10 protein-coding genes are annotated in these 15,904 nt (G+C 67.0%); 6 read left to right on the forward strand and 4 right to left on the reverse strand.

Going from position 1 to position 15,904, the window contains the following annotated elements; genetic code table 11:
• The first annotated feature begins 91 nt into the window (after positions 1-91).
• The 3 genes from ACO6VM_RS01530 to ACO6VM_RS01540 all read left to right on the forward strand — a co-directional run bounded on the left by ACO6VM_RS01530 (position 92) and on the right by ACO6VM_RS01540 (position 4,269).
• Positions 92-1,294 (forward strand): benzoate/H(+) symporter BenE family transporter, encoded by a 1,203-nt coding sequence (locus ACO6VM_RS01530; protein WP_401059219.1) that lies wholly within the window; start codon positions 92-94, stop codon positions 1,292-1,294.
• A 62-nt stretch (positions 1,295-1,356) separates the two neighbouring features.
• On the forward strand, positions 1,357-2,607 hold the full coding sequence (locus ACO6VM_RS01535; protein ID WP_401059221.1) for an OprD family porin: 1,251 nt from the start codon (positions 1,357-1,359) through the stop codon (positions 2,605-2,607).
• Between the two features lie 525 nt (positions 2,608-3,132).
• Positions 3,133-4,269 carry a glycerate kinase gene (locus ACO6VM_RS01540; protein ID WP_401059223.1) on the forward strand — a complete coding sequence of 379 codons (1,137 nt, stop codon included), beginning with the start codon at positions 3,133-3,135 and terminating at the stop codon, positions 4,267-4,269.
• A 21-nt stretch (positions 4,270-4,290) separates the two neighbouring features.
• On the opposite strand, the gene ACO6VM_RS01545 is transcribed toward ACO6VM_RS01540, so the two are convergent.
• Both ACO6VM_RS01545 and ACO6VM_RS01550 read right to left on the reverse strand, forming a co-directional pair.
• A complete protein-coding gene (locus ACO6VM_RS01545) occupies positions 4,291-5,301 on the reverse strand; it encodes an aldo/keto reductase (protein ID WP_401059225.1) in 1,011 nt (336 codons plus the stop codon).
• Between the two features lie 121 nt (positions 5,302-5,422).
• On the reverse strand, positions 5,423-6,955 hold the full coding sequence (locus ACO6VM_RS01550; protein ID WP_422402666.1) for an FAD-dependent oxidoreductase: 1,533 nt from the start codon (positions 6,953-6,955) through the stop codon (positions 5,423-5,425).
• 181 nt (positions 6,956-7,136) lie between these two features.
• On the opposite strand from ACO6VM_RS01550, the gene ACO6VM_RS01555 reads away from it, so the two are divergent.
• Genes ACO6VM_RS01555 through ACO6VM_RS01565 form a run of 3 tightly spaced genes read left to right on the forward strand, consistent with a single transcriptional unit; the run spans position 7,137 to position 12,829 of the window.
• Positions 7,137-8,279: a MexC family multidrug efflux RND transporter periplasmic adaptor subunit gene (locus ACO6VM_RS01555; RefSeq protein ID WP_422402667.1), complete on the forward strand. Its 1,143-nt coding sequence runs from the start codon at positions 7,137-7,139 to the stop codon at positions 8,277-8,279.
• A gap of 15 nt (positions 8,280-8,294) precedes the next feature.
• On the forward strand, positions 8,295-11,426 hold the full coding sequence (locus ACO6VM_RS01560; protein ID WP_401059231.1) for a multidrug efflux RND transporter permease subunit: 3,132 nt from the start codon (positions 8,295-8,297) through the stop codon (positions 11,424-11,426).
• Positions 11,426-12,829 carry an efflux transporter outer membrane subunit gene (locus ACO6VM_RS01565; protein WP_401059233.1) on the forward strand — a complete coding sequence of 468 codons (1,404 nt, stop codon included), beginning with the start codon at positions 11,426-11,428 and terminating at the stop codon, positions 12,827-12,829. Before ACO6VM_RS01560 ends, ACO6VM_RS01565 begins: the two co-directional genes overlap by 1 nt.
• Before the next feature lie 127 nt (positions 12,830-12,956).
• Here the strand turns inward: ACO6VM_RS01565 and ACO6VM_RS01570 are convergent, their stop codons facing one another.
• On the reverse strand, positions 12,957-13,514 hold the full coding sequence (locus ACO6VM_RS01570; protein WP_125858662.1) for a TetR/AcrR family transcriptional regulator: 558 nt from the start codon (positions 13,512-13,514) through the stop codon (positions 12,957-12,959).
• A gap of 143 nt (positions 13,515-13,657) precedes the next feature.
• Entirely contained in the window at positions 13,658-15,658 is a 2,001-nt protein-coding gene (locus ACO6VM_RS01575) for a peptidase U32 family protein (RefSeq protein ID WP_401059235.1), read from the reverse strand.
• Between the last annotated feature and the right edge of the window lie 246 nt (positions 15,659-15,904).

A 15,904-nucleotide genomic window follows, 5' to 3' on the forward strand; every position in this document is an offset into this window, starting at 1 on the left:
CCCCACCACCCGCCCCCCCCCCCCCCCCATCCTTGTTTGTCCCCCCCCCCCCCCCGCGATAGATCACCACCTGATCCCTGCGAGAAATCCCATGAAAACCCTGTTCAAGGATTGCTCCCTGTCCGCCGTCGTGGCCGGCTGCATCGCCACGCTGATCTCCTACGCCGGCCCCTTGGTGATCATTTTCCACGCCGCCGAAGCCGCCGGCCTGTCCCACGGCCAGCTGTCCTCCTGGGTGTGGGCGGTGTCCATGGGCAGCGCTGTGCTGGGGGGCCTGCTGAGCCTGCGCTACCGGGTGCCGGTGGTGATCGCCTGGTCGATACCGGGCTCGGCGTTGCTGGTCACCGCCTTGCCGCACATTGGCCTGGAGCAGGCGATCGGCGCCTACCTGGTGGCCAATACGGTGCTGCTGCTGATCGGCATCAGTGGCGCCTTCGACCGCCTGATCGCCCGGCTGCCCGGTTCCATCGCCGCCGGCATGCAGGCCGGGATCCTGTTCAGCTTCGGCATCGAGGTGTTCCGCGCCTTGCCGGTGCAGCCGGCACTGGTGCTGGCGATGTTCGTCAGCTACGTGCTGATGCGCCGGGTGCAACCGCGCTATGCGGTGGCGGCGGTCTTGACCGTGGGCGCCCTGGTGACCGTGGCCAGTGGCGAATTTCGCGGCAGTGAACTGGTGCTGGCCCTGGCCACGCCGCAATGGACCACGCCGCAATTCAGCCTGGCCGCGACCTTCAGCCTGGCGTTGCCGCTGGTGCTGGTGGCGCTGACCGGGCAGTTCATGCCGGGCATGGCGGTGCTGCGCAATGCCGGCTACCGCACAGAGGCCAGCCCACTGATCAGCGCCAGTGCCTTGGGCGGCCTGCTGTTGGCGCCGTTCGGTTGCCACGGGCTGAACCTGGCGGCGGTCACCGCCAGCCTGTGCACCGGCCGCGAGGCCCATGAAGACCCGCGCAGACGCTACGTGGCAGCTGTGGCGGGCAGTGCGCTGTACCTGCTGCTGGGTATTGCCGGGGCCACCTTGATGTCGCTGTTCGCTGCGTTTCCCGCCGCGTTGATCGCCGTGCTTGCAGGCCTGGCCCTGTACGGCGCGATCAGCGAAGCCCTGGCGCGCAGCCTGGCCGAGCCCGGCGAGCGCGATGCCGGGTTGTTCACCTTCCTGGTCAGCGCTTCGGGCGTGACTTTCCTTGGGCTGTCAGCGGCGTTCTGGGGGCTGCTGTTCGGCCTGCTCGCCCACGCGCTGGTCAGCCTGCGCCGGCCACGGCTGCGCGCCGCCACTTCTGAACAGGAGTCCTGAGCCACCCATCACGTTCTGGTTCTGCGCTTTATCACATAACAACAAGATCAGAGAGCTTCGGAATGAACCAAACCCCTTGCGTCGCCATCGGCCTGAGCCTGCTCAGCCAACCACTGTGGGCTGCCGACGGCGGCTTTTTCGAGGACGCCAAGGCCAGCCTCAGCGCCCGTAACTATTACTTCAGCCGTGATTATTCGGACATCGTCGGCGCCAACCCGCAGTCCAGGGCCGAGGAGTGGGCCCAAGGCTTCATCCTCGATTTCAAGTCCGGCTATACGCCGGGCACCGTCGGCTTTGGCGTGGATGCCCTGGGCCTGCTCGGCATCCGCCTGGACAGCAGCCCCGACCGGGTCAACACCGGCCTGCTGCCGGTGCACGGCGATGGTCGCGCCGCCAGTGAATACAGCCGCATCGCCCCGACGTTCAAGGCGCGGCTGTCAAAGACCGAACTGCGTGCGGGCGAACTGCAGCCCAACCTGCCGGTGCTGACCTTCAGCGATATCCGCCTGCTGCCGCCGACCTACCAGGGCGTGAGCCTGAGCTCCAGTGAAATCGACGGGTTGACCGTGCAGGCCGGCCACCTCAGCTCCACCCACCTGCGCAATGAAGCCGGCGACGGCAAGCTCAACGCCATGCTCGGCCATGTGCCCATGCGCCAGGCCGAGAGCGATGCGTTCAACTATGTCGGCGGCGACTATGCGTTCAATGCCAACCTGAGCAGCCTGAGCCTGTGGCACGGGCAGCTGGAAGATATCTACCAGCAGAGTTTCGTCGGCTTCAAGCACAGCAAACCGTTGGGGGACTGGGTGCTCAGTGCCAACCTGGGCTACTTCACGGCCCGCGAGGATGGCGATGCGCTGCTGGGTGATATCGACAACCAGGCATTCTTTTCGATGTTCACCGCCAAGCGTGGGGGGCACAGCTTCGGCGCCGGTTACCAGGCCATGTACGGCGACAGCCCGTTCCCGCGGGTGTTCGCCAACATCAGCCCGCTGGGCAACGAGGTGCCGACCTATGAGTTCGCCTATACCGACGAGCGCTCGTATCAGCTGCGCTACGACTACAACTTCGCGGCGATGGGGATCCCGGGGTTGACGGCCACGGTGCGCTACATCACCGGCGACAACGTCGATACTGGCAAGGGGTTTGAGGGGCGTGACCGCGAGCGGGATATTGACCTGGGGTATGCGGTGCAGAGCGGGGTGCTCAAGGGGTTGGGGATAAGGGTGCGCAATGCCATGGCGCGGTCTAACTATCGCAGTGATATCGATGAGAACCGGTTGATCCTGGTGTACACCTGGCAGTTGTTCTGAGATTGAGGTTTGCCGAACCGTGGCATTTTTGCGATGTGACGGCCAGGCGCCTGTCTTGGGATCGCATGTGGGCGGCCAGGTGCATGGCGATGGATGTGCAGCGCCTATGAGATCGAGCGCCGCCCGCGCGGCGCTTCGCGGGTAAACCCGCTCCCACAGTCTGTTTCGGGCCAGTCTCTCCTGTGCTATCACCTGGTCCGCCTTGTTGGTACGACGCGGTTTCAGCGTGGGCGTTGCCGCCGCCCCACATGACTCAAGGCATGCACCAAGGCAGGCGCCGGTACTTTCACAGGAATAATTGGCCCGAAACAAACTGTGGGAGCGGGTTTACCCGCGAAGCGCCGCGCGGGCGGCGCTCGATCTCACCGGCGCTGCAAAACCATCGCCATGCACCTGGTGGCCATCACCCAATCCTGCTTGACCAGTCATCCGCCCAAACACCCACCCCCCACTTTTGTGCATCCGACAGAGGCCCCCCCATCACACAACTGTCAGCATGCGAGGCATCAGCACAGGAGTAGCCCCATGAAAGTCGTCATTGCCCCCGATTCGTTCAAGGACAGCCTCGACGCTGCCGGTGTCGCCCGCGCCATCGCCAGCGGCCTGGCCGCCGTGTGGCCGCAGGCCACCCTGGTCGAGTGCCCAATGGCGGATGGCGGTGAAGGCACCATGGAGGCCATCGTCGCCGCCAGCCAGGGCGAACAACGCCGCCAGCAGGTGCGCGGGCCACTGGGTGCGAGCGTGGAAGCTGCCTGGGGCTGGCTGCCCGACAGCCGTACCGCGGTGATCGAGATGGCCCAGGCCAGCGGTATCCAACTGATCCCCAGCGCCCAGCGCGATGCCTGCCGCAGCAGCACCTGGGGCACTGGCGAGCTGGTCGCCGCTGCCTTGGCGGCCGGCGCCCGGCGCATTGTCCTGGCCATCGGCGGCAGCGCCACCAACGACGGCGGCAGCGGCATGCTGCGCGCCCTTGGCCTGCGCCTGCTGGATGCACAAGGCCAACCGCTGGCCGAGGGCGGCCTGGCCCTGGCGCAACTGGCCCGCATCGACGCCAGCGGCCTCGACCCACGCCTGGCGCAAGTGCAGGTGGAGGTCGCCGCCGATGTCGACAACCCGCTGTGCGGTGCCAATGGCGCTTCGGTGATCTTCGGCCCGCAGAAGGGTGCCAGCCCCGAGCAGGTGCAGGCGCTGGACCAGGCATTGGGCCATTTCGCCGACCATTGCGCGCAGTTGCTGCGCAAGGATGTACGTGACCAGCCGGGCAGCGGCGCGGCCGGTGGCATGGGCTTCGCGGCCAAGGCCTTCATGGGCGCGCAGTTCCGCCCAGGTGTCGAGGTGGTGGCCGAGTTGGCACAGCTGGATACGCTGGTGCAGGGCGCTGACCTGGTGATCACCGGCGAGGGGCGTTTCGATGCGCAGACCCTGCGGGGCAAGACCCCCATGGGTGTCGCGCGGGTCGCCAAACGCCATGACGTGCCCGTTGTGGTGCTGGCGGGTACCTTGGGCGCGGGCTATGAGCAGCTGTATGCGCACGGCATCGACGCCGCGTTTGCCCTGGCCAGCGGGCCGATGAGCCTGGAGCAGGCCTGTGCTGACGCGGGCAATCTGCTCACGGCACGGGCAGGGGACGTTGCACGGCTGTGGCAGGTGGCGCGGCGCTGAGCCGCACCACCCTGGCAGCACTCAGGCGCGTGGCAGGCGCCCGCTGACGAAGTGCGCCACATCGTTGAAGCCGGGCGTGGAGGCATGGCCCGGGGTTACCAGCGAATCGATGAAGGCTTCGTCTTCGGCGGTTACCTTCACCTCCAGAGCACCGGCGTAGGTGTCCCACTGCGCCTCGGTGCGCGGGCCGACGATGGCCGAGCTGACCAGGCGGTTGTTCAGCACCCAGGCAATCGCGAACTCAACGATGCCCACGCCCTTGGCCTCGGTGTAGGCGTGGATCTTCTGGGCGATGCCCAGCGACTCCTGGCGCCATTCCACTTCCATGATCCGCTTGTCCTGGCGCCCGGCGCGGCTACCGGCGTCCGGCACGGAGCCCGGGGCATACTTGCCGCTGAGCACGCCACGGGCCAGCGGGCTGAACGGCACCACGCCCAGGCCATGGTAGGCCGCTGCGGTCAGCTGCTCAGGCTCGGCCTGGCGGTTGACGATGTTGTACAGCGGCTGGCTGACCACCGGCTTGGCCACGCCGAGCTGGTCGGCGACGTTGCAGATCTCGGCGATGCGCCAGCCGCGGAAGTTGGACACGCCCCAGTAGCGGATCTTGCCTTGCGCCAGCAGGTCGCCGATGGCGCGCACGGTCTCCTCCAATGGCACGCTGTGGTCTTCGCGGTGCAGGTAGTAGATGTCCAGGTAGTCGGTGCCCATGCGCGTAAGCGTGGCTTCGATGGCGTTGAACAGGTGCTTGCGCGACAGCCCGCTGCGGTTGGGCAGGCCATCCACCGGGCCGTAGCCGGCCTTGGAGGCGACGATCCACTCCTGGCGGTTGCGCGCCACTGCCTCGCCGACGATCTCCTCGGAACGCCCGCCGTTGTACACATCGGCGGTGTCGACGAAGTTGATGCCCTGGTCCCAGGCCTTGTCGATGATGCGCAGGGCGTCTTCGGTGCTTGTCTGTTCACCGAACATCATGCTGCCGAGGGTCAGGGCCGAGACTTGCAGGCCACTTTGGCCGAGGGGGCGGTAGATCATTGCCGGGAATCCTTTGCGTGCGATGAGGGTCAGGTGTTTTTACACAGAACCCGGGCACTTTGAAAGGTGCAGGTGCCAGCCTTGCCCCACTACGACGTGCTGCACGGCGCGCTGGGCTGAGTCAGTCTGGCCAGGCATCGATCAGCTCCCGCGCCTCGCGGCTGGACAACGGCCGTTTCATCCGTTGCGACAGCACCGCCATGGCCCGCGCATAGCCCTTGGCGATCACCGCCTCGACCTGGTCGTCGATGCATTGCAGGGCGATGAAGTCGCCGTGCTCGGGCTCACCGACATACTCGATGCGGTTCCACTGGCGCCCATGCCCGAGCACCTCGAGGGTGCGCCCATGCTGGTAGGTCCAGAAGAACGGCACATCATCGTAGCGGCGCCGCTCGCCGAGCATGTTGGCGGCAGCGATCACCCCCTGTTGCTGGGCCAGGCGCCAGTGCTCGATGCGCACCGGGCGCCCGGCGAGGGGGAAGGTGGCGATATCGCCGGCCGCCCACAGGCCTTCGGCGGCCTGCAGATGGGCGTCGACCTGCACCGAGCGGTCTTCGCCCAGTTGTAGCCCCTGGAGGCACCCGGTAGCCGGCGTGACGCCCGTGCCCAGCAGCACCAGCGGTGTGGCCAGGCGCTCGCCGTTGGCGAGGGCCACGGCCTCGACCCGCTCACCGCCTTCGAAAGCGGCCACTTCGGTAGGGCCATGGAACACCACCCCCTTGCGCTCGTGCAGCTCGCGCAGGCTGAGGCCGATGCGCTCGCCCAGCTGTTTCGCCAGCGGCACCGCATGGCGGGTCACCACATGCACCTGCAGGCCGTACTTGCGCAGTGCCGAAGCCGCTTCCAGGCCGATGAAGCCATCGCCGACGATCACCACCGGCTGGCCGGGTTCGGCCAGGTCGAGCAGGCGCGCGGCGTCGTTGCGCGAGCGCAGCACGCAGATGCCGGGCAATTGCACGCCGGGCAGTTCGGGCCGCTTGGGCTTGCCGCCGGAGGCCAGCAGGGCCGCGTCGTACTTCAGGCGCTGACCATCGGCGAGGACGATTTCACGGCTGGCCACGTTCAGGCTGCGGACCTTGGCGTGCAGGCGCTGCAACTGTTTTTGGCGCAGCACGTCGGGCTCCAGCAGCATCGGTACCTCGTCCGGCGGCATCTGCCCGGCGATGACGAATTTGCTCAGGGCGGTGCGATCGTAGGCACTGGGCTGTTCCTGATCGACCCAGACCAGGCGCCCGCTAAAGCCATGGTCGAGCAGGGTGGCCACGGCCGCTGAACCGGCAGCGCCGGCACCGACCACCACGAACACCCGTGCATCGCTGTGGCGGGGCGTTGCCGCCAGGGGCAGGGCTTGATCATCGACCCAGACCTGGTCGCCCTTGATCTGCACGGGGTAGCGGCGCAGGCCCGTCAGCGCAGGCGGTTCGCACACCGCGCCTTCATCCACGGCGAATGCAGCCTTGTGCCAGGGGCAAACCAGCAGGCCGCCGCACACCACGCCTTCATCAAGCGGCGCGCCTTCATGGGGGCAGTTGCCCTGGTAGGCGCGCACCTGGTCGCCATGGCGAACCAGGATCACCTCTTCGGCCCCGGCCTGAACGCGCAGGGGGCGCTGTTGATCGAGTTGGGCGAGGGTGGCCACGGGGTGCAGGGGCATGGGCGTTCTCCGCAGGGCTTGGTAATCATTTGACGCCTTGCCTGGGTGGGGTATGCGGCAAGCCGACGACCGGGCAGGTGGTTACAATTATTCACACGAATATCAAATGAGACTAAATTGACTCATTCAGTATGCCTGAGTACCATTCGCGCCGTTTTCAATCAAAAGCTCGGGTGATGTGATGAGCAACTTGCGTGCAATTGGGGTGGCCAGTTGGCTGGCGGTGGCCGTGGCGCTGGCCGGGTGTGACTCGGCGGGCGAACCGCAGGCCGCTGCGCCGGCAGCATTCCCGGTGGAACTGGTGACCGTGGCCAGCGAGCCGCTGAACCTGGCTTCGACCCTGCCGGGCCGGGTCGAACCGATGCGGGTGGCGCAAGTGCGGGCCCGGGTGGCCGGTATCGTGCTGCACAAGCGATTCGAAGAGGGTGCCGACGTCAAGGCCGGCGATGTGCTGTTCCAGATCGACCCGGCGCCGTTCCAGGCTGCCCTGGCTCGCGCCAATGGCGACCTGGCACGGGCCCAGGCGGTACAGCAGGAAGCCCAGGCGCGGGTCAAGCGCTATGAGCCGCTAGTCAAGATCGAGGCCGTCAGCCGCCAGGACTTTGACAGCGCCAACGCCACGTTGCGCAGCGCCCAAGCCGCGGTGCGTTCAGCTCAGGCAGATGTGCAGACGGCGCAGCTGAACCTCGGCTATGCCACGGTCACGGCGCCGATCTCCGGCCGTATCGGTCGCGCCCTGGTCACCGAAGGTGCGCTGGTGGGGCAGGGCGACGCCACGCTGATGGCGCGGATCCAGCAGCTCGACCCGATCTACGTCGACTTCACCCAGTCCGCCGCCGATGCCCTGCGCCTGCGCCAGGCGCTGCAGGACGGCGCGCTGGCCGGTGGCGACGACACGGCGCTTATGGCCCAGGTCGAAGGCACCGACTACCAGCGCCAGGGCACCCTGATGTTCACCGACGTCGAGGTCGACCGGGGCACCGGCCAGGTCACCCTGCGCGGGCGCTTCGATAACGCCGACGGGACGCTCCTGCCAGGCATGTACGTGCGCGTGCGCACCCCGCAGGGCACCGACCGGCAGGCCATCCTGGTGCCGCAACGCGCCGTGCAGCGCGGCAGCGACGGCGAAGCACGGGTGATGGTGGTGGGCACCGGCAACCTGGCCGAGGCCCGCGCCGTGCGCACCGGGGTGATGCAGGGCGCACGTTGGCAGATCACCGAAGGGTTGCGCGACGGCGACCAGGTGATCGTCGGCAGCCCGGCAGGCCTGGCCCCTGGCATGCCGGTCAGCCCGGCCCAGGCACAGCAAGCCGCAGCGCATTGAGGCGAGGGTAGCGAAATGTCCAAGTTCTTCATCAATCGGCCGAACTTCGCCTGGGTCGTGGCGCTGTTCATCTCCCTGGCCGGGCTGCTGGTGATCCCGCTGTTGCCGGTGGCCCAGTACCCCAACGTCGCCCCGCCGCAGATCACGGTCACCGCCACCTATCCGGGCGCATCGGCCAAGGTGCTGGTGGAGTCGGTGACCAGCGTCATCGAAGAGTCCCTCAACGGTGCCAAGAACCTGTTGTACTTCGAGTCCACCAACAACTCCAACGGCGTGGCCGAGGTGGTGGTGACCTTCGAGCCTGGGACCAATCCCGAGTTGGCCCAGGTCGATGTGCAGAACCGCCTGAAGAAGGCCGAGGCACGTATGCCCCAGGCCGTGCTGACCCAAGGGCTGCAGGTGGAGCAGAGCAGCGCGGGCTTTCTGCTGATCTATGCGCTCAACTACAAACAAGGCTTCGAAAAGGCCGACACCACCGCCCTGGGCGATTACGCCGCACGCAACATCAACAACGAACTGCGCCGGGTGCCGGGCGTGGGCAAACTGCAGTTCTTCTCCTCGGAAGCGGCCATGCGCGTGTGGGTCGACCCACAGAAGCTGGTGGGCTACGGCCTGAGCATCGACGATGTCGGCAACGCCATCCGTGGCCAGAACGTGCAGGTGCCGGCCGGCAGCTTCGGCAGCGCGCCAGGCGCCAGCGAGCAGGAACTGACCGCGACCCTGGCCGTGCAAGGCACCTTGGACGACCCCGAGGCGTTCGGCCAGGTGGTGCTGCGCGCCAACCCGGACGGCTCGCTGGTGCGCCTGGCCGACGTGGCGCGCCTGGAAGTCGGCATGGAAAGCTACAACTTCGGTTCGCGCCTGGACGGCAAGCCGGCAGTGGCCGGCGCGGTGCAGCTGGCGCCGGGCGCCAACGCCCTGAAAACCGCCGAGCTGGTCAAGGCGCGCCTGGCCGAACTGTCCGCGTTCTTCCCTGAAGGCGTCGAGTACTCGGTGCCTTACGACACCTCGCGGTTCGTCGACGTGGCCATCGAGAAAGTCATCCATACCCTGATCGAAGCCATGGTGCTGGTGTTCCTGGTGATGTTCCTGTTCCTGCAGAACATCCGCTATACGCTGATCCCCTCGATCGTGGTGCCGGTGTGCCTGCTGGGCACGCTGATGGTGATGAAGCTGCTCGGCTTCTCGGTGAACATGATGACCATGTTTGGCATGGTGCTGGCCATCGGCATCCTGGTGGACGACGCCATCGTGGTGGTGGAGAACGTCGAGCGGTTGATGGCCGAAGAGGGGCTGTCGCCCGTGCAGGCGACCATCAAGGCCATGGGGCAAGTGTCCGGTGCGATCATCGGTATCACCCTGGTGCTGTCGGCGGTGTTCATGCCGCTGGCGTTCATGTCCGGCTCGGTGGGGGTGATCTACCAGCAGTTCTCGCTGTCGCTGGCGGTGTCGATCCTGTTCTCGGGCTTCCTGGCCCTGACCTTCACCCCGGCGCTGTGCGCCACGCTGCTCAAGCCGGTGCCCCAGGGCCACCATGAAAAGCGCGGCTTCTTCGGCGCCTTCAACCGCAGCTTCGCGCGTCTTACCGATCGCTACTCGGCGCTGAACAGCGCGCTGGTTCAGCGTGCCGGGCGCTACATGCTGGTGTACGCCGGCATCCTGGCGATGCTCGGTTATTTCTATCTGCGCTTGCCGGAGTCCTTCGTGCCAGTCGAAGACCAAGGCTACGCCATCGTCGACGTGCAACTGCCGCCGGGCGCCAGCCGGGTACGTACGGATGCCACCGGCCAGGCCCTGGAGCAATTCCTGATGTCCCGCGAGGCGGTGGCCTCGGCGTTCGTGGTCAGCGGTTTCAGCTTTTCGGGCATGGGGGACAATGCCGCCCTGGCCTTCCCGACCTTCAAAGACTGGTCGTTGCGCGGCGCGGACCAGTCCGCGGCGGCCGAGATCGACGCCATCAACGCGCGCTTCGCCGCCCATGGCGACGGCACCCTCACCGCCGTGAACCCACCGCCGATCGACGGCCTGGGCAATGCCGGTGGCTTCGCCCTGCGCCTGATGGACCGGGGCGGCCTGGGCCGCGAAGCGCTGCTGGCCGCCCGCGACCAGCTGTTGGCCGGTGCCAACGGCAACCCGGTGATCTTGTACGCGATGATGGAAGGCCTGGCGGAGTCGCCGCAGCTGCGGGTGCAGATCGATCGTGAGCAGGCCCGCGCCCTGGGCGTGAGCTTCGAGACCATCAACAGTACCCTGGCCACCGCCTTCGGTTCGGCGGTGATCAACGACTTCACCAATGCCGGGCGCCAGCAGCGCGTGGTGGTGCAGGCCGAACAAGGCGAGCGCATGACCCCGGAAAGCGTGCTGCGCCTGTACGCACCCAACGCCAGCGGTGAGCAGGTGCCGTTCAGCGCCTTCGTCACCACGCGCTGGGAAGAAGGACCGGTGCAACTGGTGCGCTACAACGGCTACCCGTCGATCCGCATCGCCGGTGACGCGGCGCCTGGCCACAGCACCGGCCAGGCCATGGCCGAGATGGAGCGCTTGGTCAGTGAGCTGCCGCCCGGCATCGGTTATGCCTGGACAGGGCTTTCGTACCAGGAAAAGGTCTCCAGCGGCCAGGCCGGCAGCCTGTTCGCCCTGGCCATCCTGGTGGTGTTCCTGTTGCTGGTGGCGCTGTACGAAAGCTGGGCGATTCCGCTGACAGTGATGCTGATCGTGCCGATCGGCGCCCTCGGTGCGGTGCTGGCGGTGATGGTCACCGGCATGCCCAACGACGTGTACTTCAAGGTCGGCCTGATCACCATCATCGGCCTGGCGGCGAAGAACGCCATCCTCATCGTCGAGTTCGCCAAGGAGCTGTGGGAGAAAGGTTACAGCCTGCGCGACGCCGCCATCGAGGCTGCGCGCCTGCGTTTCCGCCCGATCGTGATGACCTCCATGGCCTTCATCCTCGGCGTGGTGCCGCTGGCCATCGCCACCGGCGCCGGCGCGGCCAGCCAGCGAGCCATTGGCACCGGGGTGATCGGCGGCATGCTCAGCGCGACGCTGCTGGGGGTGGTGTTCGTGCCGATCTGTTTCGTCTGGGTGCTGTCGTTGCTCAAGCGCAAGCCTGCGCCTGTGCCACAGGCTGTCGAGGTGGCCAAGTGATGTTCATGGGTACTCGTGTTCTTCCGTTGGTCCTGGCCTTGACCCTGGCGGGCTGCTCCCTGGCGCCGACCTATGAGCGCCCCGAGGCGCCGGTGCCGGCGCAGTGGGGCGACGCTGCCGGGCATCAAGGCCCGGTGGTGGATCAGCTTGACTGGCAGGCATTCATCGTCGACCCGGTGCTGCGTCAGCTGGTGGGCGCCGCGTTGGGCAACAACCGTTCGTTGCGCCAGACCCTGCTCGACATCGAGCAGGCCCGCGCGCAATACCGTATCCAGCGCGCCGACCGGGTGCCCGGCTTGAATGCCGCTGCATCGGGCAATCGCCAGCATCTGCCGGCGGCGCTGTCGAGCAATGGCCGTGAGGGCGTCAGCAGCACCTATCAGGTGGGGCTGGCGCTGCCGGAGTACGAGCTGGACCTGTTCGGCCGGGTCAAGAGCCTGAGCGATGCGGCGCTGGAGCAGTACCTGGCCAGCGAGGAGGTCGGCCGTGCCGCGCACATTGCCTTGATCGCCGAAGTCAGCCAGGCCTACCTGACCCTGGATGGCGCCGAGCGCAGCCTGGCGCTGACCCGCCAGACCCTCGCCAGCCGCGAGGATTCGCTGGCCCTGGTCGGCCAGCGCCGCAGCGCCGGCACCGCCACCGCGCTGGACCATCAGGAGGCGTTGGGGCTGGTCGAGCAGTCCCGGGCCGACCTCGAAGCCACGCTGCGCCAGCAACGCCAGGCCTATAACGCCCTGGTGCTGCTGCTGGGCGACGCGCAGGCGACCAAGCTGATCCCGGGTGAGCGCCCGGACCAGCCGATGGTGCTGCAGGACATCACCCCTGGCCTGCCGTCGGCGCTGATCGAGCGCCGCCCGGACATCCTCGCCGCCGAGCACCGCTTGCGTTCACGCAACGCCGATATCGGTGCGGCGCGGGCGGCGTTCTTCCCGCGCATCAGCCTGACCGGCAGCTTCGGCACCTCCAGCGCGCAGATGTCCGGGTTGTTCGACGGCGGCTCGCGCAGCTGGAGCTTCATGCCGCAGCTGTCGCTGCCATTGTTCGATGCCGGCCGCAACCGCGCCGGCCTGAGCCTGGCCGAGGCGCGCAAGGATTCGGCGGTGGCGGCCTACGAGGGCACGATCCAGACCGCATTCCGTGAGGTGGCCGATGCATTGGCCGCCACCGACACGCTACGCCGCGAGGAAGCCGCACGTCGGGCGCTGGTCGATACCAGCCGGGCGACCGAGGCCTTGGCCAAGGCGCGTTATGAGGGTGGGGTGGATAACCATCTGCGCTATCTGGACGCGCAGCGTAACAACTTCGTCAACGAGGCGGCCTATATCCAGGCCAGCACCCAGCGTCAGCTAGCCCTGGTCGACCTGTTCCGCGCCCTGGGTGGCGGGTGGCCGATGAAGGGCTAGGCAACGACTCCTTTGGTTGGGTTATCCAACCCTCTGGCCCCTGGGACCCGTGCCCAGGGGCCTTTTTTTTTGCAGTGGATGGGATGGCTCTTTCGCCGGCAAGCCGGCGATGAAGGCGTCGCGGTCTTCAGGCCGGCGCCTGGGCCCCGTGAATGAACAACTGCTCCAGGGTCAGCGCCGAGGTGGCACTGGCCGCCCGGCCGCGGCGCTCGGCGTCGACCATGCTGAAGATCATGCTCAGGAACATCTCGGTGAACACCGCCGCGCTGATATCGATGCGCAGCGCCCCCAATTGCTGGGCGCGCAGGAAGAACGCGTCCATGGCCTGGGTATAGGCATGCCAGCGACGATCCTCGCTGTCGCCCAGCAAGGTATCGGGGCGGTACTGGAACATCAGGAAGGCCAGCATCTCGCGGTGCTTGAGGTGCTCGGCGATCAGGTGGCGCAGCCCAGGCAGCGGCTCGACCTGCGTGAGGTCGGCGTCGCGGATGACCTGGTTGAGCACCTGCTCGCCATGGTTCTCCAGCATCTCGATCAGGTTGTCGCGGGTGCCGCAGAAGCGGTGCAGGGTGGCCTTGCTGACGCCGGCGGTTTCGGCCAGCTCTTTCAGGGTCGCCCGTGGGTGGACCACCATGGCGTTGGCCAAGGCCTTGAGCAGGCGTTCGTCGTGAGGTGTGGGTTGCATCGGGTTGCCTCGCGTTGTTCGCATGCTTGGCATTGTGCAGAAAACAAGAGAAGGATCAAGAATAAAGGTCTCTTTTGAGACTTTTATGGATCTTTGCGACCACTTCGCGAGGAAACCCGCGAAGTGGTCGCAGCGCAGAACGATCAGTGCGGCGCGCGCGGAATGGTCTTGAGCAGGTCTTCCGGGCTGATATGCCCGACCACCTGGGCCACGGCGCTGCCTGGGGTGGGCAGGTCGATGATGTGGCCTTTCATCTTGCCGATCACATGCATCTCGCACGGCTTGCAGTCGAACTTCAGGGTGAGTACTTCATCGCCCTGAATCAGCTGCATCGGTGCAACCTTGGTACGCACGCCGGTGACGCCCTTGGCCTGTTTGGGGCACAGGTTGAAGGAGAAGCGCAGGCAGTGCTTGGTGATCATCACCGGCACTTCGCCGTGCTCTTCATGGGCCTCGTAGGCGGCGTCGATCAGTTGCACGCCATGGCGGTGGTAGAAGTCGCGGGCCTTCTGGTTGTAGACGTTGGCCAGGAACGACAGGTGCGACTCGGGGTACACCGGCGCTGGCGTGGTCTCGGCCTTGCGAGCGCCACGGGGGTGGGCCTTGACCCGCGCCTCGGTCAGCGCCTCGATGGCTTCGCGGCGCAGGGCCTTGAGCTGCGAGTTGGGGATGAAGTACGCCTGCGGCGCGTCCAGCTCGATGGCGTTGGCGTGGTACATGGTGGTGCCGAGCTGGCCGAGCAGGTCGTGCAACTGCTCAAGCGCCTGTTGCGGCTTGTTGGCGGCGCCGAACGGGCCATCCAGGGCCACTTGCACGCTCACGCCTTCCTCGCTGCTGAGGGTCAGCATCAGGCGCTGCTCGCGCAGCACCGCGTGCCACTCGACGCCCACCCGGCGCTCGGCCGAGGTGCGCTGCAGAGCTTGCTGCCAGTTGTGGTCGAGGTTGCGCGACAGCGGGTGGTTGGGGCGCAGCTTGTACAGGCCCTCGGGCATCTCGTTGGGCTCGACGCGGTAGCGGTAGCGCTTCTGGCCGTCGTCTTCGGACTCGCTCTTGAGTTCGGCGATGTTGGCGCGGAAACCCACCACCTCACGCTTGACCAGCACATTGAGGCCGTCGCCGTTGCTCAGGGGGACGTCGGTCACTACCTGCAGGTCGCGCTTGCCGACTTTCTCCACCACGCCCACCGGCAGGCCGGTGAAGGTCGGCGAGTCGAAGGCGCCGATGTCGATCTTGCGGTCGCTGACGAAGTAGTCGGTGCTGCCACGGTGGAAGGTCTTGTCCGGATCGGGCACGAAGAAGTGCTCGGTGCGCCCGCTGGAGGCGCGGGCCAGCTGCGGCCGGCCTTCGAGGATGGCGTCCAGCTCTTTGCGGTAGTGGGCGGTGATGTTCTTCACATAGCCCACGTCCTTGTAGCGGCCCTCGATCTTGAACGAGCGCACGCCGGCATCCACCAGGTCGGCCAGGTTGGCGGTCTGGTTGTTGTCCTTCATCGACAGCAGGTGCTTCTCGAAGGCGACCACGCGGCCCTGGTCGTCCTTGAGGGTGTACGGCAGGCGGCAGGCCTGGGAGCAGTCGCCACGGTTGGCGCTGCGCCCGGTCTGGGCATGGGAGATGTTGCACTGGCCGGAGAAGGCCACGCACAGCGCGCCGTGGATGAAGAACTCGATGGCCGCGTCGGTTTCGGCGGCGATGGCGCGGATTTCCTGCAGGTTCAGCTCACGGGCCAGTACCAGCTGCGAGAAACCGGCCTGGTCGAGGAACTTGGCCCGGGCCAGGGTGCGGATGTCGGTCTGGGTGCTGGCGTGCAGCTCGATCGGCGGGATATCCAGCTCCATCACCCCCAGGTCCTGGACGATCAGCGCATCGACCCCGGCGTCATACAGCTGATGGATCAGCTTGCGCGCCGGCTCCAGCTCGTTGTCGTGGAGGATGGTGTTGATGGTGGTGAACACCCGCGCGTGGTAGCGCCGGGCGAACTCCACCAGCTCGGCGATCTCGCTGACCTCGTTGCAGGCGTTGTGGCGCGCGCCGAAGCTCGGGCCGCCGATATAGATGGCGTCTGCGCCGTGCAGGATCGCCTCGCGGGCGATGCTCACGTCACGGGCAGGGCTGAGCAGTTCCAGGTGGTGCTTTGGAAGGGACATGTCGTTATAGGTTCGGGCTGTCACGGTAAGGCGGGCATTGTAGCGGTGAAATGGGGTGGTGGCATCCCCGGGCTGCTGCATGGGGCGGGAAGGGTTGCTGCGCAGCCTCTGGCTCGCTGGGCTTGTACGTTCGTTGTAGGAGCGGGGGGGGGGGGGGGGGGGGGGGGGGGGGGGGGGGGGGGGGGGGGGGGGGGGGGGGGGGAAGGGGGGAGGGGGGGGGGGGGGGTGGGGGAGAAAAAGGGGGCA

The sequence above is a fragment of the Pseudomonas sp. GZD-209 genome, from assembly GCF_049310485.1.
GTDB lineage: Bacteria > Pseudomonadota > Gammaproteobacteria > Pseudomonadales > Pseudomonadaceae > Aquipseudomonas > Aquipseudomonas sichuanensis.